This is a genomic window from Streptomyces sp. NPDC111744 (genome assembly GCF_055634995.1).
In genome coordinates this window covers 1-25,598 of sequence record NZ_JBVKCG010000011.1, presented here as the reverse complement: position 1 = coordinate 25,598, position 25,598 = coordinate 1, and the positions used below count along the sequence as shown (strand labels likewise).

Below are 25,598 nucleotides of genomic sequence, written 5' to 3'. Positions count from 1 at the left end.
CAGTGGCAACAATTGACATTAGGCGGGCGTCCCCCGAACCAACACCGCATCATCGTCACCGTGACACCGGCGGGCCTCGTATGCCGATGATTCCAGTATCTGGTGTGAGAGCTTCAGACGCTCTGCGACGAAGAGTACGTGTTGCATATGATGCTTCGCAGTACCCGCCCCGGCATCCGGGTCGCGTGACACCCCCAGGTGAGCTGGGCAGGGGCGTGGCACGAGGGGTTGAGGATGAGAGGGAGACATGGTTCCGGCATCTCGCGCAGCGCACAACATCGAGGTCACTGCTGAGAGTCTCCATGAGGACCTCAGCCGTCTGGAGCTGCAGAAGCGGGCGTTGGAGAGGGAACTGGCCGCCGTCGCCGCCCACCTCGACACCGTCCATCGGGCCCTGCGGGCCTTCGAAGCCGTGTTGGCGGACTCGCCGGGAGCGACGGCCGCGACGGACACCGTTGGCACGGGTCGGCACCGCGACGCGGGGCGGACCGAGGCGGACACGCTTTCGGCCCCCGCCTCCCTCGACACCTCGGCCGACGTCACCCGGGCATCACGGCAGCCCGGAGGTGAGAAGGAAACAGCGAAGCGGACGTCTCGCGCGAAGGTCGCCACGGAGCGAAGGTACGGCAGGCTGACCGAGCAGATCCTGGACTACTTCGCGCAGGTCGGCGACGCCGATGTGCGCGCCCGCGACGTAGCGGTGGCGCTCGGCCGTGCCACCGACAGCGGCAGCATCAACGCCATCCGCAGCACGCTCGACCGTCTCGTAGGCTCTTCCCGCGTCCGGCGCACCGGCCGAGGTCTCTACCGCGCCGGACAATCCTGAACAGACCCTCACCAGCGGCCGACCGTGCCCCGGACGCCACCTCGCGGGGGATCGACGGGCGTCCGGGACACCGCACCCGCTCAGCTCTGCGCAACGGGTGCGGGAGCATTCCCGACGTTGCGCGAGGTGTCCAAACCCGACGTCGAGAACACTGTGATCAGCCTACCGCACTTTCACACGTCCGGAGACGACAGTGGTGGCCCGCACCCACCTCCCGTGACAACGTTGTGAGTTTCGGCGCCCCCCGCGATCCGAAGCCGCCTCTGGCGCACCACCGTGGCCGGGTCCTGAGCAGCAGCGGTCTCCGCGGCCTGCGGCACATCGGTTCACAGGCCATCATGCGTCTCGTCAGCGAACGCGAAGCCGGCCGTCCGCCCGGCCCACGCCCAGCCGCCCTGGTACGACACATCGCGGTGCGCGATCCACGGCGCCAAATGTTGCGTGGCTGCTGCGTCCCATAACAGTGTGATTACCTGTCATGCTTTTCCTTGCAGTACATCCACACGTGACGAATCATCGGCAGGCGTGAAGCACTCGAATCAGCCGCAGGAACTCCCCCGCGCGACCGACGATCCGCCGTCGCCTCTGTCCCCCGGCACCCACACGATCACTGTCCGCCATGGATCGGCCGACGTCGATCTGCGTTACCACGTCGCCGGCTCGGGCCCCGTGTGCCTCGCTCATCCGGGCGGACCGGGCATCGGCTGGGAGTACCTGCGCGTGCTCGGCCTCGAAGACTGCCTGACCATGGTCTACGTGGAACCGGTCGGCACGGGCGAGTCCGGTCGGCTTCCCGATCCGCGCGACTACACCGTGGCCACGTACACGCATTTCCTGCACAGTGTCGTCGAACACCTGGGGTTGCCACAGCTCACCCTGCTCGGCCACTCCCACGGTGGTTTTGTCGCCCAGCAGTACACCCTCGACCACCCCGGACGGCTTGCCGCCCTTGTCCTGTACGACACATCGCCGGTGGCGGACGACCAGTTCTGGGCGGCGGCGGTCACCGCCATGGAGCGGTTCGTGAGAGACCATGCCGACCACCACCCGGAGACGACCGGTTACGTCGCCGCCCTCACGACCCCTCTAGATCTGCTCGACGACGACGGCACCACTGCCGTGTTGCGGACGATGATGCCTGCCTATGTCTTCGACTACTGGGGCCGAGAGGACGAGTTCGCGCCCGCCCGCCGGTCGCTTCGGATGTACGCGGCTCCCGCCCAGGGGGAGGGCCCTCCGTTCGACGTCCGGGACGAGCTGCCCGGCATCGCCACGCCGACCCTTGTACTGGCAGGCCGTCAGGACTTCATCTGCGGCCCACGATGGGCCGCTCTCCTCCACGAGGCCATTCCTGCGGCCGAGTTGTCGGTACTGGAGGATACCGGGCACCTCGCGCACATCGAACGGCCCGCACGGTTCACCGCCGTGGTCCGCGCGTTCCTGCGCGCTCACCGTGTCCTTGAGGATCAGCAGATCCCGTAGCCAGATCACCTGACGTCCATCTCGCCCCTTCTCGTTCCTGCTCCTGTCACCAGTCAAGCCCCCTGTGTGGCCAACCTCCTGAACACGGCACCCCAGCGGGCTCATGGCGGCGAACCCGCCTCCCACGGCCATCACCGCTCGGCAGCTTGTCGCGCTCGCCGCCCGGGGGCAGGGGCGCCACCTGGTTCGAAAGCCGTCATCAGGTGGTCGTGGATCGCCGCTGTTCCTCCGTGTGCCTGTGCTCCATCGCCTGCTGGGCGAACCCGGGGATGGTGGGAGCACGGCTCGCGGGGCCGACGGTGACCACGAGAAATGCCTTACACGGTTCGCGGTTGCTGCCCGACTCCTTTCACCGTCGGGACCGTGGGCATGCGGTCCGCCCGGCGGATCTCTGTCACGCTGCCCACGATCAGCCGGAACCCGCGCAGGTGGCGCCGCAGCGACACGGTGTCATGCCGCGCCTCCGCGGAGCCGGTCGTCACCTCCGGCAGCAGCCGCCGGCCGGTGACGCAAGGGCGCGCGTCGCCCCCGTGACGCGCGCGCCGCGCCCGCACTCCGCTTCCTCTCAGACTCCGGCGCGGCGCGGAAACGGGGACAGCCACCACCGCCGATCAGGATCTCGCGCAGGGGACCTCCGCTCGTGGCTCGACACAACGGAGACGGGATGGTGCACGGTCGTGTGGCACGCCGACCGGCACGGGCCTCGGCTGAGAGCCCTGCGGTCTTGTCCTCCCTCGACGGACACCCCTGCGGCAGGACGATCCCGCCTTGCTGCTCGACCTCCCTCCTCGGCCTCCCCGGCACTTCGCGTGCGGACGCCCAGTCGCGGGACGTGTGTTCCGGGAGCCCGGCGGCTCGTGCCGAGGAGCGGTGGCCAGGGGCCCCGGGGGTGGTCACTGCCCAGGACCAGGGTGTGGACCAGGCACTGCCGGGGGCGCCGTGGAGCTGCCCGGAAAGCGACCGTGTTCGCATGCCGCATCAACGGATGCCAGGTGTGAACGGAGGCGAGAGCGTGACCATGCTGCTGGAGTCGCACGCGGACCACCCGGACCAGGACGACGGCCGGTCGGCCGGGAGAGAGGATGGCTCCGCCGCCGTGTTCGTCGGCACGACGCCCCGGCTCTTCGCCATCGGTCTGCGCATCCTGCACGACGTGGGCGAGGCCCAGGACGTAGTGCAGGAGACGTGGCTGCGTTGGGTCGGAACCGACCGTTCCGTCGTCGTCTGCCCGCCGGCGTTCCTCGCGACGACGACCGCCAGGCTCGCCATCAACGTCTCCCAGTCGGCCCGCTGGCGCCGCGAAATCCTCGCCGGCCCGTGGTTGCCCGAGTCCGCGGACTGTTCCACGGGGCCGGAGACGGCAGTCGAACGCCAGGAAGCGGTGGACACCGCGATCCGGCTGCTCATGGAACGGCTGCCCCCCGCCGAACGAGCCGTCTATCTCCTACGTATGGCTTTCGACTACCCCTATGCACGGATCGCGGAAGTACTGAACGTGCGGGAGGCACACGCGCGGCAACTCCTGCGCCGTGCCCGCACTCACCTCATCACGGCGCGGCTGCGCCCGGTGAGCACCACCGCTCACCGGCGTCTCGTCCGGACGTTCCGCCAAGCCGCGGACACCCTCGACCTCGCCGAATTGGAAGAGTTGCTTGTCGCCGACCTCGCCCGTCAGGTTGCCACGCCGGCTGTCCCACCGCGCCGGGGAGCCGCCGCCGGGGGCCGATGAGTGGGCTGTCCCGCGGATCGGCTCGCTCGGCGGATGCCGATACCGGTGACGGCTGGCCGGGCAGCGCTCGGGGCTCGGCCCGTGCGCCTCTGCCGGAACACAGGGTCGCTGAGAACGCCGAGAACCCTCTCGAGTCGGTCCGGCAGCTGAGCGAGTCGGTCGACGACAGCCGGAGGAACGCCTCGTCCTGGAACCGTACGGCGGGCGCCGCTTCGAGCGGTGTCACCGTCCGCGTTCGCGGCCGGCAGGTCCCCGCAGTGGCCGCCGCGTTGTGGCACGGACACGCGACCGGCCGACCGATCCGACGTTCGCCGATCGCCTCTGCTCACTGGTCGTTCCGTCTGATTCGCCGGGGCGGGTGGGTTGCGTGAACGGTGTCGGGCAGCGCCTCGGACAGCTCTCGGCGGGAAGTGATGCCGAGTTTGGTGAACACCTTGCGAAGGTGCCACTCGACGGTACGGGGACTGATCAGCAGCTGTGCACCAATCGCCGAATTCGTCTGCTGGTGCGCGGCGAGCCGGGCGATCTGGGCCTCCTGAGGTGTGAGTTCGTCGCGGGCTTCGACGGTGTACCTGCGTGCCCTCTCGCCCGTGGCCAGGAGCGCTCGACGGGCTCGCTCACCGAATCCTTCGGCGCCCATCGCGGTGAAGAGTTCGTGGGCCGTCCGCAGTTGCTCACGGGCGTCGAGATGTCTGCCCTCGCGGCGCAGCCATTCGCCGTAGAGAAGACGAGCCCGGGCGAACTCGGCCCTGACCCGGGTGCGGCCCAGCCGCTCGATCGCCTCGCGGTAGAGGGGTTCCGCGGCGTCGCCCTCGCTCATCAGCGCACGCGAGCGCGCCTCGACGCCGAGCGCCCAATCGGTACCGCTGGCCTGTGTCATCTCGGAGAGCCGCTTGAGCGCATCGGCGACCAGGTCGGTGGCGCCGCAGCCGGCGGCTGACTCGATCAGCTCGACCAACCCCCAGTTCGCGGCGGCTAGTTCCCGCGGGTACTCGCCTGCCGCACGAGCCGGGCCCAGCGCGTCCTCGTGCCGGCCCAGGCCATTGAAGAGCAGCGCGTTCGCCCATTGCGTGACGGTCGTCCCAATGCCCTCGCCACGGGCCACGACCTCGCTCAGAGTGGCTTCGATCAGCGGGAGGGTGTGTTCTTCGCGTCCTTGCCACGCACCGAACACCATGATCTCGTAGAGAGGACGTTCACTTCCGATCGCCTCCCTCACCGCTCTCGCCTCGTCGACGACGGACGCCGCCGCTTCATGCTCACCGGCGAACATCAGCATGATGATGCGGGAGTTGAGCGCGAGGAGAAGCTCGCTGAGGGCCCCGGCATCGCGAGCGATCTTCACGAAGCGGGCGGTGAGGACATCGAAGCTCTCGTCGTCCCACACGTCCGCCGCGGCGACCCCCGCGACCCAGAGGGACCGCAGGCCTTCCGACACCGAGATCTCCTCGGTGCGGTATGCCCGCAATGCTCGACGGACGGTCGGCAGCGCAGCCGGATACCCGTCCCTGACCATGGAGGCCATGCCCGCCAGCAGCATGTCACCCCGGCCGGCCCGGTCCGGGGTGATCCGGGGTGCGGCCGCCGCCACCTCCGCCAGGTCCGCGGCACCGGCGAACCGGCCCGCGTACATGGCGGCGGAGAAGGCGCTCAAATAGGTCTGCCGGGCGAGTTCGGTGTCGAACGGCTCGAGTCGTTCGGCGGCGGCGAGCAGCAACCGGGGAGCCTCGTTGCTGCGACGCGAGGCGTACGCGATCTGGGCACGCAGCAGATCGATCCTCGCCCGCCCGAGTTCATCGACCGGTCCTGCCTCGGTGGCCGCCAGCAACTGGACGGCCGGGTCGAACTCGCCTGCCTGAACTCTGGCCTGCGCTGCCGCGAGGAGGCGGGTCACCCGGTGTGCCGGGCCGGGGGTCAACTCGGCCGCCCGCTCGAGGAATGCCGCCGCCGCGGCGAACCCACCACGCGCCTGGGCACGGCCGGCCGAACGCTCGAGTTCGGTGGAGACCGCCTCGTCCGGCTTCGTGCTGGCCTGAGCACGGTGCCACGCCCTGCGGTCGGGATCGAGTTCGCTCACCTCGGCCAGCGCGCCGTGGACCTCGCGCAGATCACGCACGTCGGCCGCCCGCCACGCGGCGGAGCGCACCAGCGGATGGCGGAACCGCACTCGTGTGCCGAACTCGATCAAGCCAGCCGCCGCGGCCGGGGCCGCCGCGTCCGAAGGGATACCGAGACGCCCGGCCGCACGCCACAGCACCGTCATGTCGCCGACCGGCTCGACCGCGGCCGTGAGGAGAAGCCTTCTGGTCTGGTCCGGAAGCGGTCGAAGCCGTCGAATGAACCCTTGTTCCATGCGACTGGCCAGTGGCGTCGTGTTCGGCAGCCCGAGGCCGAACGCCAGCTGCGTGGGCGTTCGCCCCCTCGGCAGCTCCAGCAGTGCCAAAGGGTTGCCGCGCGCCTCGGCTACGATCCCGTCGAGCACGGCCGCATCGAGTGGGCCCTGGAGCACGGCCCGCAACAAGGCCCGGGAATCCGCCTCGCCCAGCCCACTGACCTGTATCTCCGGCAGCTGCCGGAGCACCTGGTCCTCGACAGTCGTTCGGGTGGCGAGGACCAGGGCGACCGACTCGGCGAACAGGCGCCGGGCGACGAACGCGAGCGTGTGCGCCGAGGTCTGGTCAAGCCAGTGAGCGTCGTCGACGAGGCAGAGCAGCGGGCGTTCCTCCGCAACGTCGGACAGTAGGCTCAACGTCGCGAGTCCGATCAGGAAGCGGTCCGGCGGGTCCCCCTGCATCAGGCCGAACGCCGTTCCCAACGCGTTCCGTTGCGGGACGGGGAGCCGGTCGAGTCGGTCGAGGAACGGCGCGCACAGCTGGTGGAGTCCGGCGAACGGGAGTTCCATCTCGGACTCGACGCCCGCGGCGCGCGCGATGCGGTACCCGGATGCGTGGCTCGCGAGGTACTCCAGCAACGCCGTCTTGCCGATCCCGGCCTCGCCGCGAAGGACCAGCACCCGACTCTGGCCTTCGCGGACACTCGCCAGGAGCTGTTCGAGTGATGCGCGCTCGCTGCGGCGGCCCCGTAGACCGGTCACGTATTCGCTCCTCAACGTCATCACCGCCGCCGCTGGACAGAACCGCCAGTTTACTGAATCCGGCTTCAGGTTCACCTTTCTCGAAGTCGGCGATCTGTTCCGGCCCTGACCCGTGTCCCCGGCCGCGGTGGTCCCGCGAGATCGGGGTCCGGGCCGCGATGAGCCACCCAGCCCCGCGGAGGCGGCCGCAGGACAGCGCCTGCACGAACTCGGGCCCGATCCCACCATCGCGCTGGAAGCACAAGCCAGTCGTCCCCAGCCGGAGCCCGGCGGTCACGGAGAGAACGGGAGACATCGCACAGCGCATTCGAACAGCCGATCGCGTCAAGCAAGTCCCGCTCTACGCGGCCCTGGGCATCACGAGTTGGTCCAGCAGTCGCCGCGGGCCGTTTCCTTGCCACGTGCTGCTGATCGGCCACGCGGCCCGCGGGGCTTCGTCTTGCTACCAGGTGTCACAGCCCCTATGAGCGGAGTGCTGGCCGTAGCTTTTTGACCAGGTGGAAGACCTCCCGGGCCGCATAGCGTTTGAGGCAACGGACGATTTCGCGCCGGGTCTTGCCCTCCTTGACCCGGCGCTCGTAGTAGTCCTGAGTGCGCGGGTCGACCCGCAGACGGGTGAACACGATGCGGTGGACGGCGGCGTTGGCCTGCCGGTCGCCGCCGCGGTTGAGGCGACGGAACTGCCAGCGTCCCGAGGAGCGCTCGACAGGGCTGACACCGCACAGCGCGGCGAACGACGCCTCGCCGTCCAGCCGCTCCGGGTTGTCCCCCACCGTGATCAGCAACGTGACCGCCGTGTCCGGACCGATCCCCACCACGTCGAGCAGCTGCGGAGCATGGCATTCCACGAGCCGGACAAGACGAGTCTCCACGTCCCGGATCTGCTCGGAGAGCTGACCGATCCGGTGAGCCAGCAGACCCAGCGTGACCCGGGTGGCCTGCAGCACCGCCGCGGCACCGCCTATGACGAGGGCCAACGCCACAGCGCGTTGGCCCCGACGAAACTCAGTGCGGTGTGCGCGGTGTAGTCAGACTTCGCCGCCGTCGTCCCACCCACATTCGGTGCAACGGACGCCCGCGTACATGTCGTCTCGGGCGGGGTCAACGGCGCTGCAGCCTTCCAACTTCGAACTTGGAGCTCCGCACCGAGGACAGCCAACGATGAGGCCGAACCCATGGAAGCACCTGTATTCGAGTCCGGACTCCTCAACCGTCCGCTGCATCGTCTTCAGGAGTTCTGCCTGGGAGTCCACACCTACGAGTTCCCGAGCGGGCGTCGCGGAGTCGGCCGGCTCAGGCGGGAGTGATGTTCTCCGCCTGCGGGCCCTTCTGGCCCTGGGTGATGTCGAAGTTCACCTTCTGGCCTTCCTGGAGCTCACGGAAGCCGGAGGCGTTGATGTTCGAGTAGTGGGCGAAGACGTCCGGGCCTCCGCCGTCCTGCTCGATGAAGCCGAAGCCCTTTTCCGCGTTGAACCACTTGACGGTTCCGCTGGCCATCTGTCCTCCAAGGGGACTCGAAGTCGGCTCCCGCACCCTGCGGAAACCGGAGGTGGTCGTCCTGGTCCTCAGAGACGCTGAACAGCAAGCTGCCCGTGAACTCACGTCCACGGGCGGTACTTCGGAACCACGACTGCTGACCTGGACGCTACACGGCCCCGTGCGGTCGAAGCTACGGACAACAGGGAGTGTCCTGTCCATAACTTCGACAAGCCGCGAACGGAACGGACCTTGCTGCGGATATCCCCTCGGACGGAGCGGTGCTCCGACACAGCAAGCCGGTGAGTCTGCGAACAACCCCGCCCGTACGGGACGACCCGGCGGGTGCTCGAAGTCCTTGTGAGGCGAGCAACTCCTGCGCGGGCGCGGTGCCGGTCTCGTTCTCCGACCGTTTTCCGGCCTCGTCTACGTCTTCGCGGTCACCCATATCTCCCACCTGCTGCTGTACGACCTGAGCCGGCACGGCGTCTGCCGCGCCACACTGCGGGGATTCCGGTCTGGGGCGGGTTCTTGGAGGGAGTGGGGGCCTTATGGGTCGGCGTTCGTCCTGATGTGTCCGGGGTCAGGGCTTGACGAGGACCTTCAGGCTCTTGCGGTCGGCCATGTCCTGGTAGCCGGCCGGGACGCCGTCGAGGTCGGTGGTGGCGTCGAAGACCTTCCCCGGGTCGATGGTGCCGTCGAGGATAGCGGGCATCAGTTCCTCGATGTAGGCGCGGACCGGTGCGGGCCCACCGGCGAGGCGGATGTTGTGGCGGAAGAGGCTGCCGAAGCCGATCGGGGCGTCTTCGTACTGGGGGACGCCGACGCGGCTGATCACGCCGCCGGGGCGGACGGCGCCGAGGGCCTGCTCGTAGGCGGGCATGTGGCCGACGGCTTCGAGGACCACGTGCGTGCCGTGGCCGCCGGTGAGCTCGCGGACCGCTTCGATGCCTTCCTCGCCGCGGGCGGCGACGACATCTGTGGCGCCGAACTCACGGCCGAGGTCGGTACGCGCCTGGTGGCGGCCCATCAGGATGATCTGTTCCGCACCGAGCCGCTTGGCGGACAGGACCGCGAGCAGGCCGACTGCGCCGTCGCCGATCACGGTGACGCGGGTGCGCTCGTTCACGCCGCCTGCGACGGCGGCGTGGTAGCCGGTGCCGAAGACGTCCGAGAGGGTCAGCAGGGACGGGATGAGAGCGGAGTCCGGGGCGACGGGGAGCTTGACGAGGGTGCCGTCGGCGAGCGGGACCCGGACCGCTTCGGCCTGGCCGCCCTCGTCCGGCAGACCGTCCCAGAAGTTGGCCTGCGGGTGGGCGCAGGAGGTGTGCAGGTGTTCGCGGCAGAACGCGCAGGTGTTGTCGGAGATGGCGAACGGGGCGACGACCAGATCGCCGCGCTTGACGGTGGTGACCTCGGAGCCGGTGTCCTCGACGATGCCGATGAACTCGTGGCCCATCCGGGCGGGGCCGTCCTCGGGCTTCATCGAGTTGTAGGGGTGCAGGTCGCTGCCGCAGACGCAGGACGCGGTGATGCGGACCAGAGCGTCGGTGGGGTGCTTGACGACGGAGTCGGGGACGTTCTCGACGCGGACGTCGCCGGCGCTGTACATGAGGGTTGCGCGCATGAGGTGCTCTCCAGTGCGGGGGTGGTGTGTCGGGTGGTGCTGGTCAGTGGGTAGGGGGCGGGTACACACCTGGGCCGGGTTCAAGCCTGTCGGCGTGGCCGGGTCGCGCACCCTGGAGGTCCGTCGGACCGGACGCGGCGGAGCGGCGCCGCCGGGCGAGGGCGACGGCGGTGGTGGGAATCAGGGTGAGGGCGGCGATGACGGTGCCGACCACGGCGGGGCCAGTGGTCCCGAGCCAGGTGCCGAGGGTGAGTCCGGCGATCCAGGAGCCGATGGCGGTGCCGAGGTTGAAGGCCGAGACGGTCAGGGCGGAGGCCAGGACCGGTGCCTGGCGTGCGAAGCGGACGGCCAGAGCCATCAGCACCGGGTTGGCGCCGAGCCCGAAGAAGCCCAGCAGGGCGACCAGGATGACGGTGAGCACGGCGTAGCCGGCCAGCAGGGAGATCGCCAGGAGCAGGAGGGTTGCTCCTGTGGCGGCCACGAGGGTCACGCTGTGCGGGCGGCGGTCGCCCAGGCGGCCTCCAACCAGCGAGCCGGCCAGGGCGCCCAGGCCGAAGCCGACCAGGACCAGCGGCACGATCCCGGAGGAGATCCCGGACCGGTCGGTAAGAAGCGGCGAGATGTAGGAGTACGCGGCCAGAACGCCGCCGGTCGTGGTGGCGCAGGCTGCAAGGACCAGCCACAGACGGCCGGAGCGCAGCGCGGTCACCTCGGAGCGGATCGACACCGCCTGCGCATCGCCATCGTCGTGGGGGACGGTGCGGGCGATGAGCACGATGGCCACCGCGGAGAGGGCGGCCAGGGCCCAGAACGGTCCGCGCCAGCCCATGGCCTGCCCGGCGAACGCGCCCAGCGGCACGCCGACGACGTTGGCAAGCATGGCTCCGGCGCCGACCAGGCCCAGGGCGCGGGAACTGGCGGTCGGGTCCGCGGCGCGTGCGGCGGCCACATTGGCCACCGCCCAGAAGGCGCCGGTGGCAATGGCGGTCAGAAACCGTGCGGCAAGGACCAGGGTGAAGTTCGAGCTGAGGGCGACAATCACGTGACCGGCGGCGAAGACGCCCAGGGCCAGCATCAGCGTCAGCCGCTTGGGCAGCCGCAGCGTGAGCAGCGCCATCAGCGGGGCGCCGACGATCATCCCGATGGCGAAGACGGTGATCATCAGGCCGGTCTGGGCGACGCTGACCTGCAGGTCGCTTGCGATCGAGGGCAGCAGGCCGGCCACCACGAACTCGGTGGTGCCCATCAGGAACGTGCCCAGCGCGAGCACGTAGACGACGAGCGGCAGCCGGGCCGCCGGCGGCTGCTCGGTGCTTTCGGCAGACCCCGCGGCGGGGGCCTCCAAAACTGCTCCGCGCGTACTCAAGGTTCATCTCCGTGGGGGGTCGTGATCGGGGTACGTGTCCCAGGAAACCGGCCGCCCCACCCTTGAGGAAGGTCGGGTTTATGGGGGGTACAAGCTCAACCTCCCTGCTTGCGGCGCGGTGGCTACCGTGGAAGGCATGGACCCGCGCCCCGACGACCGCACCGACCACCGCACCGAGATCCGCGACTTCCTCGCCAGCCGCCGCGCGAAGATCACCCCGGAGCAGGTCGGGCTGCCCACCAGCGGTCGACGCCGGGTGCCGGGGCTGCGGCGTGAGGAGGTCGCCGTGCTGGCCGGGGTGAGCACCGAGTGGTACACCCGGCTGGAGAAAGGCCACATCGCCGGGGTGTCCGACGACGTCGTCGACGCGGTCGCCCGCGCCCTGCAGCTGGACGACGACGAGCGCACCTACCTGTTCGACCTGGCCCGCGCCGCCCGCCCCGCCCGCCGAACGCCGTCACGGCGCAAGGACGTCGCCGTCCCGCCTGCGGTCCAGTGGCTGCTCGACTCCGTGACACTGTCCTCGGCCTTCGTCCGCAACGGTCGCCAGGACATCGTCGCCACCAACCCGCTCGGCCAGTCCCTGCACTCCCCGGTATTCGACAGCCCCACCACCGACGGACACCACCACCCCAACATCGCCCGCTACATCTTCCTCGACCCCGGCGCGCAGAACTTCTTCGTCGACTTCGACGGCGCCGCCGCCGCCACCGCGGCCCTGCTGCGCGCGGAAGCCGGGCGCGAGCCGCACGATCGGGCCCTGCGCGACCTCATCGGCGAGCTGTCCACCCTCAGCCCTGACTTCCGTACCCTGTGGGCCGCCCACGACGTCCGTATCCGTCACGACGGCGTCAAACGGCTGCGGCACCCCGAGGTCGGCGACCTGGAGTTGACCTACCAGTCCCTGGACCTGCCCATGCCCGACCGGGCGGTCCACGACCTGACCCTCTACACCGCCGAGCCGGGCAGCACCTCCGAAGACCGCCTCAAGCTCCTCGCCAGCCTCGCAGCCACCCAGTCCCAAGCGGCACAGCCCACCGACCGACTCGGCTGAACGGTGCTCCGCACGCTCCGCGCCCACCGTCAGCGGACGGACGACCGTTGTCCGGTGGGCGCGGACACGCGACCGGTGGGCTGGTTCGATCCGCTGCCAATGAGGTCTCCGAGGGCCTGGTCCCCGCCCTGGAGTCGGCGGTCGCGCTGGCTGGTGCCGAACGCGCCGTAGGGATAGCCGCCCGGTGTGGGGGCGCTGATCTTGTCGAGAGCGGCGGTTGCCTCGTCGTCCAGGGTGAGGGCGACGGCGCCGAGGCTGTCGTGGAGCTGTTCTGGGGTACGGGCTCCGAAGATGGGGGCGATGACGCCGGGGCGGTCGGCGGTCCAGCTCAGGGCAACCTGGGCAGGAGTCGCGCCGGTCTCCTCGGCGATGCGGACGACCTCATCGATGGTGGCCCAGTTGCGGTCGGATGCCGCGTATTGGGCCGACACCCACTGGTAGAGCTCGTTCGAGGACCCGGCGCGGGTGTGGGCGGCCGGGGTGCCGCCGCGCTGGTATTTCCCGGTGAGGAAGCCGCCGGCCAAAGGCGACCAGGGCAGCAGGCCGATCCTGTTGTGCAGGGCGGCGGGGACCATCTCGAACTCGCTCTCCCGGGACAGCAGGCTGTACTGCTGCTGGAGGGTGAGCGGGACGTGGACGCTCACCGCCTTCGCGGTGGAGACGGTCAACTGGAGCTGCCAGCCGGTGAAGTTGGACAGGCCCGCGTAGTGGATCTTTCCGGCGCGGTCGAGCTCGGCCGCGCTGGTGGTGCGGGGCGCGTCGTGGCCGGCCACGCTGCTCCAGGTGCCCAGGGTGGTGAGCCCGGCCACCAGCAGGAGCATCGTGAGTGTGCCGGCGAGCAGGGCCGTGGCCGCGCGCAGAAGGCGCAGCCGCGCGGGCACGGATGCCCAGAGCGGCGGCGCAGAGCGGCCCGCGCGGCCACGGCCTGCTGCCTCGGGAGACGTCGAGGACCGTCCGTCCGCGACACCCCTCCCTGCCGCGGTCCGGAGCTGCCTCCGGGCGGGGTGGCCGCCGGCTGCGGCGGCCTCGCGCCGGCCTCCGGCTGAGGTCTGTGCCTTGTTTCGGCCGTGATGGTCACGGTCCCTCCCCGTCACGCTACGGACGGTCGCCCGTCCCCCCGTTGACGCTCAGTCTGCGACCGGATCCGGCCAGGAGCGGGCGGCTGAGACCAGGGGCCATCGAAGTCAGGCAGCAATCCACTGAACCAGGGCACCACCGTCCGGGCTTGCGGCCGGCCAACAGACCGGGACAGAAGGCAGGTCTGCGCGGTGGACGGGTGGGGCTGCCGGACCTGGCACCCAACCACGGTGCTCTACGAGCCGTGATGCACCGAGCGGCCAGCGAGTTGGATTTCCGGTCGTGCAGCGGCACCAAGTGTCGGCCTCAGCCGGTATGTACCGACTGCGGAGGTACCAGTGCAGCCTCTGCGGGAGTCGGAGTCTGTGCCTCCCTGACGTCGGCCCAAGGGACAACTCGCCGCGACAGCTGCCCCAGGTACCGGTAGAAGCGGTCCGGAAGGAACACGGCGTCCGCGACGATCATCGCGCCGGAGAAGAGCGGCAGGCCCAGGAACACGGCGATACCCATGTGCATGCCCAACAGCACCGCCAGGACGGGGTACTTGAGCCTGCCGAACAGGACGAACGGGAAGGCCACCTGCAACAGCACCGTCAGGTAGCAGGCGATGGCGATCAGTACGTCGTGTTCGTCCGCCATTTCGGAGAGCGCGGGCCAGGGCTGGAACAGGTCGAGATTCAGGGCGTAATGGAGGGCGGTGCCGTTGCCCCAGGAGGCACCCTGCACCTTGTACAGGCCAGCGGATCCGTAGAGGAAGCAGACCTGGGCGGCGATGACGAGCATGCCGCAGTTGTGCAGCACAGTGATCACTGTCAGGCGCGCGTCGCGGAGGTGGCGTCGCAGCTCGCCGGATGCCCGGTCCAGCGGAAGCCGGACTGCCTTGCCGGCGGATGCCCGGAGCAGGGCCCTGCGCGCGTCGAGGGACCAGCGTCGGCCGCATGCGGTGACGACGAGGTAGAGGGCCATGAGGAGGATGAGGTTGTCCCCTCCGTCCGTCATGAAGATCGCCCTGGCGTGGAACGACGTCACTACGACCGCGAAGAGCACGGCCACCGCTCTTGTCCGCCAGCCCAGCATGAACAGTGCGGAGATGACGATGGCTGCCGCGTAGCAGACCTCGAAATAGGCCCGGCTGTCGGACAGGGTGAGGATGCTGGCCCACCCGGTCTGGTCGAAGAGCTGCCTGGCCAGTGCCGGCGTCCACGGTGAGCCAGGACCCCAGATCTCGTCGCGGTGGGGAAACTCGCGCACCAGGAAGGCGAAGTAGAGGAACCCGTACCCGATGCGCAGAACCGCCGCGGCGTACAGGGAGATCGGCTGCTCCAGCAGGAGGGTGAGGAGCGTGGAGATACGGGCCAGCATGTGTCGCGGCGCCTGTGCGCTCGCCCGCTCGGCGCCGTGTCCGGGGCGCGTCGGCGTGGTTGCCGGGGCCGATGTCTGCTCAGCCTGTTGCATGACGGGCCACCTTCCACCAGGGCAGGTAACGGGTGTCGGTGGGCCGTGGTGCGGCCGTGCCGGGACCGGGGCCGCCCGCTGCGGGCGGCGCGGCGATGGGCAGGGTGATCACCCGAAGTTGGATGGACTCGAATGCGCCGTGGCGATGTGCGGCGACGCGATCCGCTGCGATGTTGCGCAGGTACTGCTGGATCATCAGGGCGCGTTGCGAGCGCGGATGGTCGTCGCCGCCGTGCGTTTCGAGGTAGGAAATCCAGGCCCGGCGCAGCATGTTCTGTGCTGTGTGGCTCGGGAAGGGGTCGTGTTCCACCGCGGCTGTGTCGACGGCGGTCAGGTCGAACCAGCCGCTGACCTGGGCGGTGCCGTCCGGGGTGGTGTGCGCGGTCCTTGCCGAAATCTGCCGGTTGACCGACTCCGGGTCCGGGGCGAAGAGCCGCCAGTTCTGTTCGAACAACGGGAAGATCCAGGCGTTGACCTGTCGGCTGTACTGCCGGGAGACGGGATTCGGGGGTGCCACCTGCAGGAACACCAGGAGCACGTGTACCAGGGCCGCCGCCAGGCACAGGACCACGGCGACTTGTACTCCGGCCTTAAGAGCGAGGGGCGGCTCTGAAGACGTTTGGAGCGCAGTCGGTCTCCCGCTCCCCTTCTGTGCGGTCGGCCTAGCGCCCGCCTGGTCCGATTCGTCAGCATCTGCTGACGCAATGCCACCCCGCACGGCCCTATCCGGTCCTTCCGTCCCGACTTCTCTCACTTGGTTCTCCTTGGCTTCCGCCTGCGGCGTGCGGCGGAATCGATGACGATCCGCGCCGCACGCCACCCGTCCTACTCGCGCACGTGGGTGGCTGCCTGCGAGCAGTCACCCCGCTGGAGTGGGCCGCGCATGCTAGGCAGGATCACAGCCGTAGCTGTCGTCCTGGCCGGGCTTTTCGGGCTTGTCGCCATACTCGTTGTGTTCGGGCTTGCAGCCGTGGCCGTTCCCACCGGACGTTCCGGCGGAAGTTCCGCCGGTGGTTCCGCCGGAAGTTCCGCCGGTCGTGGTACCAGTGGTACCGGTCGTGCCGCCGGTAGCGGTCGTCCCGGTGGTGCCGCCGGTAGCGGTCGTGCCGGTCGTGCCGCCGGTAGCGGTCGTCCCGGTGGTGCCGCCGGTAGCGGTCGTGCCGGTCGTGCCGCCGGTAGCGGTCGTACCGGTCGTCCCGCCGGTAGCGGTCGTCCCGGTGGTACCGGTCGTCCCGCCGGTAGCGGTCGTCCCGGTCGTACCGGTCGTACCGCCGGTAGCGGTCGTCCCGGTCGTACCGCCGGTAGCGGTCGTACCGGTCGTACCGCCGGTAGCGGTCGTACCGGTCGTCGTGGTGCCACCGGTAGTGCCAGCCGCGCACTGCGGCCGGGTGATCGTGTTGGTGTCCAGCGTCACGGCACCGTTACGGGCCAGCGCCCGTCCCTCGATGGTCGCGCTCGTGGTGACAGTGATCGAGGTCATGGCCAGGATGTTGCCCACGAAGGCGGTGCTGGTGCCAAGAGTGGCCGAACTGCCGACCTTCCAGAACACATTGCACGGCGAGGCGCCGTTGATGAGGGATACGCGGCTGCTGGACGCCGTCGTCAGACCCGAACCGATCTGGAACACCCAGACGGCGTTGGGGTCCCCCTGGGCGTCCAGGGTGAGGGTGCCGGTGAGCCCGAGAGTGGAGGAGGCTGTGTAGACGCCCGGAACCAGCGTCAGGCCACCGGCGTCCGGGGGAAGTGCTCCGTCGGAGGGCTGCCCGGCAGCGTCGTTGTACGCCGTGATCAGGTCGGTCTGGGCGTCCTGAGCCACAGTGTCCGCAGAGTGCAGGGTCCCGTTCACCACGGCGGGCGGCCCGTATCCGCTGATGGACGTTCCCGGAGACACTCCGACATCCCCGGTGATCACCGAGGGACCGGTGTTGGTGGTTGCCGAACCGGCCAGTACCGCGAAGCTGTCCGCCCTGCCCAGATCTACAAACGTGGCGAGGGCACTTGCCTGTGTCGGCGACACAGCGACTACGACAGCGGAGATCACCACGGCAAGTACCGCCGCGATCCATACCGACAAAGTGCGCCGCAGAGGCGCGACAGGGAAATTGGGCGTCATCGAAGGGCCAGCTCCTGTGAGGGGATGGAGACGTATTTGGCGATTCTCGGTCACACAGCATCGCCTGTCTCTGCTCCTGGAATATTACGCAGGCGCATGCTCCAACTTGCAACTCATGCGCGTGGTTTCGCCGAACCTGGCGAGCCGATCGCAAATGCTGAGAAAATTTTTAATGGGCTGAATGGTCGTTCCTGCTTAGTCGAGGCGGGTGACACGGTGACGTCACTTCCCAGTTCAGCCCAGGCAGGAAAGAATTTCATGCATCCGTAGCCCCTCGGCCGATGCCGCCCCATCCGGCACCCGAGGCCTCACCGGCGTGTTGAGTAAATGAGCAGCTCCGCGATTCTCTCCGGAGGAGATTCGTATTACTGGCGGAGCGGAAGGAACACCGTGAGAAGACCATGAAGGCTTTGCGTGAGGCCAGGGAAGGGAACCGACCTCTGCGCGTCACCGGAGCGGTACTTCCCCGCAATCCAGTTACCCGCGAAGAGGATTTCACTACAGCCTGCACCCATCTTCCGGGGAGCACATCGGTTGACCAGGTCACCGGCAAGGATCGCCCTGACGCACCAAGGTTTTCGGCGCATGGAAGAGCCGAGGAATAAGAGCACGGCTGACGTTGGTGACCATTTGGAAGGGCAGCCCATCCACCGGCAGACTGTGGCATATGAGATCCACGACGCCGCCCCTGGCCTGCTCGGACAAGGCCAGGTCACTGTGGGCGACATGGTGACCCGGCAGCCCGGGCCCACCGATGGCCCGGACTGTCCCGTGTGCGGTGCCGTGTCTCGTCACGTGCTGCGCTTGGCGTCCGGCGTTCCGCCCGTGGGGTTGGCGTCATGACGACCGCGGTCGTCGTCGGTGGCGGGCCCAACGGGCTCGCCGCTGCGGCCCTCCTCGCGCGGGATGGCCTGGACGTCACGCTGCTGGAGGCCGCCGACGAGGTCGGCGGTGGCACGCGCAGCCACGAGGCGATCCTGCCCGGCCTGCTGCACGACCACTGTTCGGCCATCCACCCCATGGCCGTCACCTCGCCCGCGCTCCGGGCCCTCGGCCTCGAACGCCAGGGGCTGCGCTGGCGGCTGCCGGAGATCGACTGTGTGCACCCGCTGGACGACGGGACGGCCGGGGTCCTGCTGCGCTCCGTCACGGAGACAGCAGCCGGGCTCGGCCCGGACGGCCGCCGCTACCGGGCCCTGGTGGAGCCCTTGGTGCGGCGCTGGGACGCCCTCGCGCACGACGTGATGGGCCCGCTGCTGCGGATCCCGGCGCACCCGCTGCTGCTCGCCCGGTTCGGCCTCCCGGCCGTGCTGCCTCCCGCGGTCCTCGCGCGCCTCTTCCGGACCCCGCAGGCCCAGGCCCTGTGGGCCGGGGTGGCGGCGCACGCGTTCCGGCCGTTCTGGGACCCGCTCGTCTCGGCGATCGGGCTCGGCATCCTCACCTCCGGCCACGCCGCCGGGTGGGCCGTCGCCGAGGGCGGCTCGCAGTCCATCGCCCGCAGCATGGCCGCGGCTCTCCTCGCCGCCGGCGGCACGATCGAGACCGGCGTGCGGATCACCGCCCGGCGGCAGATCCCGCCCGCTGACGTGACTCTGCTCGACCTCGACCCCGGTCAGGTCGCCGCCCTCTACGGCGACAGGCTGCCCGCCCGCGTGACGGGCGCGTACCGGCGCTTCCGCCGTGGCCCTGGCGCCTTCAAGGTGGACCTGGCCGTGGAGGGCGGCGTGCCTTGGAGGGACGAGCGGGCACGACGGGCCGGGACCGTGCACCTCGGCGGCCCGCTCGCCGAAGTGGCCCGGACGGAACGGGACGTGACGCAGGGCCGGATGCCCGAGCGGCCCTTCGTCCTCGTCGGCCAGCAGTACCTTGCCGACCCCTCCCGGTCGGTCGGCGACGTCCACCCCGTCTGGACGTACGCCCATGTCCCGCACGGCTACGACGGCGATGCCACGGAGGCGATCCTCCGGCAGCTCGAACGCTTCGCCCCCGGCGTACACGAACGAATCGTGGGCCGACACGTCACCCGCCCCGCCGACTTCGCAGCGACCAACCCCAACTTCACCGGCGGCGACATCCTCACCGGAGCGAAGACGGTCTCCCAGCTCCTCCTGGGCGCCCGGCCGGCGCTGGACCCGTACGCCACTGGCCTGCCCGGAGTGTTCCTGTGCTCAGCGGCCACCCCACCCGGCCCTGGGGTACACGGCATGTGCGGCGCCGGGGCGGCGGCATCAGCACTGCGCCACCTGGGGGGCCGCCCGACCTGGCAGACTCAGGAGCGCTCCCGGGACTCGCGCACATAGCAGCGCTCCTCGCTCGCGCAGCCCAGGCCATCGGAGACCTGCTCGGACCCCAGGTTCCAGCCCACGGCACCGTTGACCTTGCAGCCGAGTTCGATCAGACGCTTGCTCCCCGTCCACGTGCGGTAGGTCCCCCGGGCCCTCGACGAGCAATGCCCCCCGCCCAGCACAGGTCGCCGAGCCGTCACGGCACACGATCTCGATGCCCGGATGCTCGCGCAGCCACGCCTCCAGGGTGTCGGCCGTGCGGCCGGCAGCACGTCGATCCGCTCATGAGTCTCGGCATCGATGACCACGGTGGCGTAGCGGTGCCGCCGGCGCAGTGCGAAGTCGTCGACGCCGTTCACACGGGGCAACCGCCCGGTGGGCAACGGGATCCGCAGCAGGGCGCGCAGGGCCGTGTGACGCGACAGGCTCACCGCCGAAATCGCCGGCAGACGTGCCCCGGCCCGACCCGCCAACTCCTTGACCACGGCCTTGACTTGCCTGGTCAGGCGGGTCGTACGCCGCTGGTACCGGTCCAGGACGCCGGGCACCTGTTCGCGGAAGGTGTGGCGGCAGCCGCGCGTGGGACACACCGGACGCCGCACCCGCACACGGACCACCACCCGTCGTTCATCGACCGGCACGTCCGCGACTGTCCGCCAGTGATAGCCGTGCACGCGTTCCGACTGGGCCCCGCACAGCGGGCAGACCGCAGTGTCCCGCGGAGTCCGTGCCCGCACCACGATCCGCTCACCTTCGTCGACCACATCCCCAATGACCAGCGGGGACAGGCCCGAAAAGACCGTCTGCACGAGCTCGCTGACATCCTTCACGCGAATGTCAACGACCCATCACGACCCTCCGTCACCACCGAAAGCGAGACAGGGCCGGTGGTGGGACAGCCCCTGGGCCGGCGACGAGGGCCCGGGGGGAAAGGCCGTCCTCACCGTGATCCCCCTGCCTGGACTCTCGTCCTGCGGGACCACGGGGAGCGGGAAGGGCGCTGGGTGTGGAGGACGAGCAGCGCCAAGGCGCCGGTCGCTGCGGACCAGGTGAGGGAGAGCAGGCCGTGGGACCAGGGGATGTGTGAGGTCAGGGCTGAGCTCAGCGCCAGCTGGTTCACGCCGTACAGGGGAAGCGCGGATACGCCCGCCACGTCCATGAGTGTGTTGAAGACGGGATTCTGCAGGCCGGTGTCCACCAGGCTGAGCATGATGATGAGGAAGAAGCCCTCCAGCTCGCCGCGGACCAGAGAGCCGAGCAGAAGCCCGATGCCGCCATAGGCGAGGCCGGCGCCTGCAAGGGCCAGCGCCAGGGGTGCTGCGTGGTGTACGGGCAGGGAGATCCACAGCAGGATCGCGGTGTAGGAGGCAAGCAGGGCGGCGGTGAGGGCGATGGCAGCAAGTTTGGCCAGCAGCATCGGCAGCCGGGGGTAGCCGGCCAGCAGCAGGCGGCGGTCCATCTGCCGCGATTGGAAGGTCTCGGTGAAGGTGATGAAGCCGGCGACCATCGTGATGGCGCCCAGCGCGCTGGTCACCTGGCCCACCTGGCTGGCCGGAGCGGAGACGGGGGCGCTGATGGCGTCCAGCCAGATGCGCACCATTTCGTCGGAGGTGCACAGCCGCGCCACGGCGACCCAGATGGGGATGAACGCGACCGCCAGAAGTAAGGCCAGCCGGTTGCGCAGGTGGCCCAGCAGAGTGGAGCGCAGCAGTTCGGTGAAGGCCGTCCAGGAGAGCTTCAACGGTTGGCCTCCTCGAAGTGCAGACGGCCCTGGCGCAGATGAGCGATCGCGTCGAAGTGGTGCAGGTCGTGCAGCAAGTGTGCAACCACGATGATCGACCGGCCCTGATCACGCAGATCGGCGGCCAGGGCCCAGAACCGCTGGTGGGTGTCCCAGTCGAAACCCTGGTAGGGCTCGTCCAGGACCAACAACTCCGGATCGTGCATGAGAGCGATGAGCAGGTTCAGCTTCTGTCGCGTTCCGCCACTGAGTTCGCCGACCGGCTGTCGCCGGCAGCCGGTCAGCGCCAGCAGTTCCATCAGCTCCCCGACGCGTTCCAGCGTCGGCAGCCGGTAGGCCATCTGGAACAACCGCAGATGCTGTCCGACGGTGAACGCGTCGTTCAGTACCGCTCGCTGCGGGCAGTACCCCACCGCCCCGGACCTCGTCACCCTTCCGCGATCGGGTGCGAGCTGCCCTACGGCAATCTGCATCAGAGTGGTCTTGCCTGCGCCGTTCTCGCCGACGACTCCCACCAGCGTCCCGGCAGACACATCAAGGTCGACACTGCGCAGGACCTGCCTGCCGCCGTACTTCTTGCAGACTCCGCTGATCCGCAGCCGTGGCCGGTGGCGCGTCGTTACTGCCTGCACATGAGCCCCTCGAAAGATCGGACAGGTGGAGCGAGCCGGCCCGGAGGAAAAGCCCGCCACAGAGGCCGGGGCCGCGCCGGCTCATGCCTCCCTAACCCGTCCGCTGCGTCCGGACCGGACAGAGCCCGGCCCTCGGCGGGCCGCCCCTGCGCGAGGCGGCGCGCTGCTGCCCGATGCTCAACGAGTCCGTACCGCTGGTGTAACGGCAGCCACCCGCCGTTCCGGTGAACAGCCGACGTCGCCGCTCCACAGGCCTTGTGCCTCCCCGTCGAGGGTGACGTGAGCCGCGATCCGCCGTTGTAGAAGGCGATGCCCCCGACAACGCAGCAAGACTTCAGCACCTCCACGGTAGTGATCGGAGCCGGCCCCCAAGGTCTGGCGGTCGCCGCACTACTGCGCCGCTCCGGGGTGCCGACCGTGATCCTGGAACGGTCGGACCGGGTGGGAGCGAGCTGGGTGCAGCGCTATGACCATCTACGCCTGCACACCACTCCCGGCACTTCGAGCCTCCCCGGCCTGTCGTTGCCGCGCCAGGCGGGCCCGTGGGTGAGCCGGGATGACTATGTGCGATACCTGGAGCGTTACGTCGCCCATCACCGACTCGACGTCCGGGTGACCACCCTGGTTCAGCGCGTCGAGCGGGCCGAGCCGGGTTCGGGAGCGCAGTGGCTGGTCCACACCCCCGACGGCCCAGTGACTGCTGGTGCCGTCGTGGTGGCCACCGGCCGCTGCCACACCCCGAACGTCCCAGACTGGCCCGGACGTTCGACCTTCACCGGCACACTGCTCCACTCGGCCCACTACCGCTCTCCGGCCCCCTACCGCGGGCGGGACGTCCTGGTGGTCGGCGCCGGTAACAGCGGTACCGAGATCGCCGGCGTCCTCGCCGGGGCCGGAGCCGAACGGGTATGGATCGCAGTCCGTACCCCGCCCAACATCCTGCCCCGCTCCAGCGCCCGATGGCACGCCGTCGGCCGACTGACGGAGGTCCTCCCGCTCGCGTGGCGCGACCGCACCTCCCTGCTCACGCAACGTCTCGCGGTGCCGGACCTGACCTCACGGGGACTGCCGCGGCCCCGCACGGGCCTGTACACCCGCAATGCCCGCGAAGGGGTCAACCCGGTGCTCGACCACGGCTTCGTGGACGCCGTCCGGTCCGGGCGGGTCGAGCCGGTCGCAGCAGTCCAGGGGTTCGACGGCCCCGACGTGTTACTGGCCGACGGCACGCGACTGCGACCGGACACGGTCATCGCCGCCACCGGGTACCGGACCGACCTGCACGACCTGGTCGGGTCCCTGGGCGTACTCGACGAGGACGGGCAACCCCTCGCCGCAGGGGCACAGACCCATCCCGAAGCCGCACGCCTTCACTTCGCCGGATACACCAATCCACTCACGGGTGTCCTCCGTCAGGCGGGCATCGAGGCTCGCGCCATTGCCCACGCGCTACGACGCGAGACGGTGCGGGCGCCATCATGCCGTCGGGTCGGCTGCGGTGAGTGCGCCGAGGGCGCTGGCCTGTGTGCGCCAGTCCGCCTGGTTCGGGGCGACGCCGGCCCACCGCTCGCCGAGTGCGTTGAGTGAATCGCGGTCCGTGGCCCACAGGGAGTCCGCCTGCCGCTGGATGTAGGAACGGTAGGTGGCGGAGCCGGTCGCCTGCTGAAGGTCGTACAGACAGCGGACGAAGATGCCCTTGAACTGCTTCTGGTTGTCGTCGCAGGTCGCCTGGCCGACATCGCAGGACTCGGTGAGCACCCCGTTCGTGGTCAGTTGCGGGCTGGACATCGCCGCGTCGGCCAACGTGCGGGCAGTGGTCAGCAGCGAGCCGTCCCCGGTCGCCTTCGACGCCTCCAGCAGGCCGCCGATGGCCAGCCCCTGGTTGTAACTCCAGACGGTTCCACCGTTGTTGCGGCAGTCCGAGGTCAGCCCGTCGTTCACAAGGCCCGAGGAATTGATCAATCCGCTGGAACGGAACCACGCCGCGGCTGTCGTCGCTCGCTGCCCCCATACGGTGTCGCCGCTGACGCGTTCGTGCAGTGCCGCGGTCAGCCAGAGGTACAGCCCGTTGGTCACCGCGTTCTTGTACGTGCGCTCGCGATCCCACCACACTCCGCCACCGCAGGTGCCGGTGTCCCAGTACTGGTTGCGCTCGCCGACTTGCCCGACACGGGCCAGCTCGGCGGCAGTGAACGGGTGCTCCGGGCTGGAGCGCACGGCGTCCATCACCCGCTGTACGGGCCGCTGGATCCCGGCCTCCGCAGGCCGGTCGAGCTCCTGCCGATAGGGGTGATCCACTGCCAGCAGCAGGCCGGTCAGCAGGGCTTCCCGCATCTGAGCGGCGAGCAGTGGCAGCCGCGGCAGACTCCCTTCGCTGCCCGCCTCGCCGATGACCATCCGCACCAGCCGCGCCCAGCTCCGCCCCCTCCCCGACGCCACGTCCATGCTGCGGGCCAGGTGAAATCCCGCGCGCACCGGCCTGCCCAGCATCCCTTCCAGATGGCGCTCGAGCGCGCTGGGCTCGATCTTCACCGCCAGCATCCGGCCCCGCTGCAACCGCTCCAGCACCGTGCGCCCCTGGGGCCGGAACACCGCCGCACGCCCCGGCCTGGTGACAAGAGGGTCCAGCTCCCCCTGGCGCCACACCATGCTCCCCGACACAGGGATGTCCACCTGATGGGCTCCGAGGTCCCCGAACCGCAACCGTACGTCGGCACCGAACCCGACTTCCCCGACGGTCAACGGCCCCAGCCTCACCACGTCGAAGGCGGCACTGAAGACGTGGTCCGTCTCGAGCCGGTCGATGAAGTTGGCGTAGTACGTCTCACCGAGCACCGTCCGCGCCTCGTCCAGATCCGCGGTGCTGAAGGAGACGTAGTCGACGCGGAAGGAGAACTCGTGTTCGCCGGCCTGTCGTAGCGGCAAGGGGTGCAGCCGCGCCGATACGGTCATGCCCTCGCTGTCGACACGAAGCGACTGCGTCTCCGCGTGCGCCGAGCGCAGCCAGGTCCGCACCGCCAGGTAGCCGTCCTTGGTGGCCTACGGGATGCGGACGGCCACCGGAGAGGTCCACTCCCGTCGGCTGCCGTCAAGGAGCAGCCGCAGGTCACGCAAACCGGGACGTGCCCGTCGTTCGTCCTGGCCCGGGCCGACGACGTTGACGTCCCACCGTCCCTCGGCGAGCGGAGGCAGGTCGGACTGCACCACGGTCCAACGGCCTTCCGATGACTTCTCAAGGGCCAGGACGTGGCACGGCTGCTCCTAGTACTACAGGGCTAGATCTGGATCACGGAGTGATGGGAGGCTCTGGCTGTGGCCACGACACAGCCCCGTGATTCAGATCGTTCGTCGGACGCCGTCAGCCCGGCCGATTTAGCTTTCTGGGACCGCGAGTTCGCCGCGCTGGGCGAGCGGATAACCCCGCTGTTCTACCGCCCGGAATCTCAAGAGCACGCCCTTCAGTACCTGCGTGGGCTCCTCTCCCCGTTGCAGCGCAAGAACGGCTGGACCATCGCTGAGTTCGCCGGCGAGCAGGAGCCCAAAGCACTCCAACGGTTCTTGAACCTCACCCCTTGGAGCGCGGTTCTGATGCGGGACCTGGTCCGCGACTACGCCATGGAACGCTTCGCGGATCCCCGAGGCGT

General features: G+C 69.6%; 20 protein-coding genes and 2 pseudogenes. 8 read left to right on the top strand and 14 right to left on the bottom strand.

Annotation, left to right across the window (positions count from 1 at the left end; translation table 11 throughout):
• Nucleotides 1-247: 247 nt before the first annotated feature.
• From ACZ7OO_RS24040 to ACZ7OO_RS24030, 3 genes are all read left to right on the top strand, one after another.
• The gene (locus ACZ7OO_RS24040; protein ID WP_471507459.1) at nt 248-826 is read left to right on the top strand and encodes a hypothetical protein; all 579 of its coding nucleotides are present in this window, start codon (nt 248-250) and stop codon (nt 824-826) included.
• Nucleotides 827-1,351: 525 nt separating this feature from the next.
• Nucleotides 1,352-2,308 (top strand): alpha/beta fold hydrolase, encoded by a 957-nt coding sequence (locus ACZ7OO_RS24035; RefSeq protein WP_471507457.1) that lies wholly within the window; start codon nt 1,352-1,354, stop codon nt 2,306-2,308.
• Nucleotides 2,309-3,326: 1,018 nt separating this feature from the next.
• A complete protein-coding gene (locus ACZ7OO_RS24030; protein WP_471507867.1) occupies nt 3,327-4,037 on the top strand; it encodes a sigma-70 family RNA polymerase sigma factor in 711 nt (236 codons plus the stop codon).
• A 325-nt stretch (nt 4,038-4,362) separates the two neighbouring features.
• Here the strand turns inward: ACZ7OO_RS24030 and ACZ7OO_RS24025 are convergent, their stop codons facing one another.
• From ACZ7OO_RS24025 to ACZ7OO_RS24005, 5 genes and pseudogenes are all read right to left on the bottom strand, one after another.
• Nucleotides 4,363-7,131, bottom strand: a complete 2,769-nt coding sequence (locus tag ACZ7OO_RS24025; RefSeq protein ID WP_471507455.1) for an ATP-binding protein — start codon at nt 7,129-7,131, stop codon at nt 4,363-4,365.
• Nucleotides 7,132-7,592: 461 nt separating this feature from the next.
• Nucleotides 7,593-8,081, bottom strand: a pseudogene (locus ACZ7OO_RS24020) (transposase); the annotation flags it as partial.
• Between the two features lie 343 nt (nt 8,082-8,424).
• A complete protein-coding gene (locus tag ACZ7OO_RS24015) occupies nt 8,425-8,628 on the bottom strand; it encodes a cold-shock protein (RefSeq protein ID WP_098750155.1) in 204 nt (67 codons plus the stop codon).
• A 562-nt stretch (nt 8,629-9,190) separates the two neighbouring features.
• A complete protein-coding gene (locus ACZ7OO_RS24010; protein WP_471507453.1) occupies nt 9,191-10,234 on the bottom strand; it encodes a zinc-binding dehydrogenase in 1,044 nt (347 codons plus the stop codon).
• Nucleotides 10,235-10,277: 43 nt separating this feature from the next.
• A complete protein-coding gene (locus ACZ7OO_RS24005; protein WP_471507451.1) occupies nt 10,278-11,600 on the bottom strand; it encodes an MFS transporter in 1,323 nt (440 codons plus the stop codon).
• 136 nt (nt 11,601-11,736) lie between these two features.
• Between ACZ7OO_RS24005 and ACZ7OO_RS24000 the strand changes: the two genes are divergently transcribed.
• Nucleotides 11,737-12,654 (top strand): helix-turn-helix transcriptional regulator, encoded by a 918-nt coding sequence (locus ACZ7OO_RS24000; protein WP_471507448.1) that lies wholly within the window; start codon nt 11,737-11,739, stop codon nt 12,652-12,654.
• Nucleotides 12,655-12,683: 29 nt separating this feature from the next.
• Here ACZ7OO_RS24000 and ACZ7OO_RS23995 read toward each other — a convergent pair whose 3' ends face one another.
• The 4 genes from ACZ7OO_RS23995 to ACZ7OO_RS23980 form a co-directional block, all read right to left on the bottom strand.
• The gene (locus ACZ7OO_RS23995; RefSeq protein ID WP_471507446.1) at nt 12,684-13,535 is read right to left on the bottom strand and encodes an aldo/keto reductase; all 852 of its coding nucleotides are present in this window, start codon (nt 13,533-13,535) and stop codon (nt 12,684-12,686) included.
• A 502-nt stretch (nt 13,536-14,037) separates the two neighbouring features.
• Nucleotides 14,038-15,186: an HTTM domain-containing protein gene (locus tag ACZ7OO_RS23990; RefSeq protein WP_471507444.1), complete on the bottom strand. Its 1,149-nt coding sequence runs from the start codon at nt 15,184-15,186 to the stop codon at nt 14,038-14,040.
• The gene (locus tag ACZ7OO_RS23985; RefSeq protein WP_471507442.1) at nt 15,173-15,757 is read right to left on the bottom strand and encodes a DUF5819 family protein; all 585 of its coding nucleotides are present in this window, start codon (nt 15,755-15,757) and stop codon (nt 15,173-15,175) included. The genes ACZ7OO_RS23990 and ACZ7OO_RS23985 overlap by 14 nt, the downstream gene beginning before the upstream one ends.
• A 315-nt stretch (nt 15,758-16,072) precedes the next feature.
• A complete protein-coding gene (locus tag ACZ7OO_RS23980) occupies nt 16,073-17,077 on the bottom strand; it encodes an ice-binding family protein (RefSeq protein ID WP_471507440.1) in 1,005 nt (334 codons plus the stop codon).
• An 807-nt stretch (nt 17,078-17,884) separates the two neighbouring features.
• On the opposite strand from ACZ7OO_RS23980, the gene ACZ7OO_RS23975 reads away from it, so the two are divergent.
• Nucleotides 17,885-18,142 carry a DUF3556 domain-containing protein gene (locus ACZ7OO_RS23975; RefSeq protein ID WP_471507438.1) on the top strand — a complete coding sequence of 86 codons (258 nt, stop codon included), beginning with the start codon at nt 17,885-17,887 and terminating at the stop codon, nt 18,140-18,142.
• The gene (locus ACZ7OO_RS23970) at nt 18,139-19,599 is read left to right on the top strand and encodes a phytoene desaturase family protein (RefSeq protein WP_471507436.1); all 1,461 of its coding nucleotides are present in this window, start codon (nt 18,139-18,141) and stop codon (nt 19,597-19,599) included. The genes ACZ7OO_RS23975 and ACZ7OO_RS23970 overlap by 4 nt, the downstream gene beginning before the upstream one ends.
• A 162-nt stretch (nt 19,600-19,761) precedes the next feature.
• Here the strand turns inward: ACZ7OO_RS23970 and ACZ7OO_RS23965 are convergent.
• From ACZ7OO_RS23965 to ACZ7OO_RS23955, 3 genes and pseudogenes are all read right to left on the bottom strand, one after another.
• A pseudogene (locus ACZ7OO_RS23965) lies at nt 19,762-20,414 on the bottom strand (ISL3 family transposase); the annotation flags it as partial.
• A 110-nt stretch (nt 20,415-20,524) separates the two neighbouring features.
• Nucleotides 20,525-21,325, bottom strand: a complete 801-nt coding sequence (locus tag ACZ7OO_RS23960; protein ID WP_471507434.1) for a hypothetical protein — start codon at nt 21,323-21,325, stop codon at nt 20,525-20,527.
• The gene (locus ACZ7OO_RS23955) at nt 21,322-21,957 is read right to left on the bottom strand and encodes an ABC transporter ATP-binding protein (RefSeq protein WP_471507432.1); all 636 of its coding nucleotides are present in this window, start codon (nt 21,955-21,957) and stop codon (nt 21,322-21,324) included. Before ACZ7OO_RS23955 ends, ACZ7OO_RS23960 begins: the two co-directional genes overlap by 4 nt.
• A 309-nt stretch (nt 21,958-22,266) precedes the next feature.
• Between ACZ7OO_RS23955 and ACZ7OO_RS23950 the strand changes: the two genes are divergently transcribed.
• Nucleotides 22,267-23,541, top strand: a complete 1,275-nt coding sequence (locus ACZ7OO_RS23950; protein ID WP_471507431.1) for a flavin-containing monooxygenase — start codon at nt 22,267-22,269, stop codon at nt 23,539-23,541.
• Here ACZ7OO_RS23950 and ACZ7OO_RS23945 read toward each other — a convergent pair.
• Together ACZ7OO_RS23945 and ACZ7OO_RS23940 are read right to left on the bottom strand one after the other, a co-directional pair.
• A complete protein-coding gene (locus tag ACZ7OO_RS23945; RefSeq protein ID WP_471507429.1) occupies nt 23,431-24,906 on the bottom strand; it encodes a glycoside hydrolase family 76 protein in 1,476 nt (491 codons plus the stop codon). The two genes, ACZ7OO_RS23950 and ACZ7OO_RS23945, sit on opposite strands and share 111 nt — an antisense overlap.
• 87 nt (nt 24,907-24,993) lie before the next feature.
• The gene (locus tag ACZ7OO_RS23940) at nt 24,994-25,161 is read right to left on the bottom strand and encodes a hypothetical protein (protein WP_471507427.1); all 168 of its coding nucleotides are present in this window, start codon (nt 25,159-25,161) and stop codon (nt 24,994-24,996) included.
• Nucleotides 25,162-25,266: 105 nt separating this feature from the next.
• Between ACZ7OO_RS23940 and ACZ7OO_RS23935 the strand changes: the two genes are divergently transcribed.
• Nucleotides 25,267-25,598 (top strand): transposase (locus ACZ7OO_RS23935; protein ID WP_471507425.1); only part of this gene is annotated, 332 nt, incomplete at its 3' end.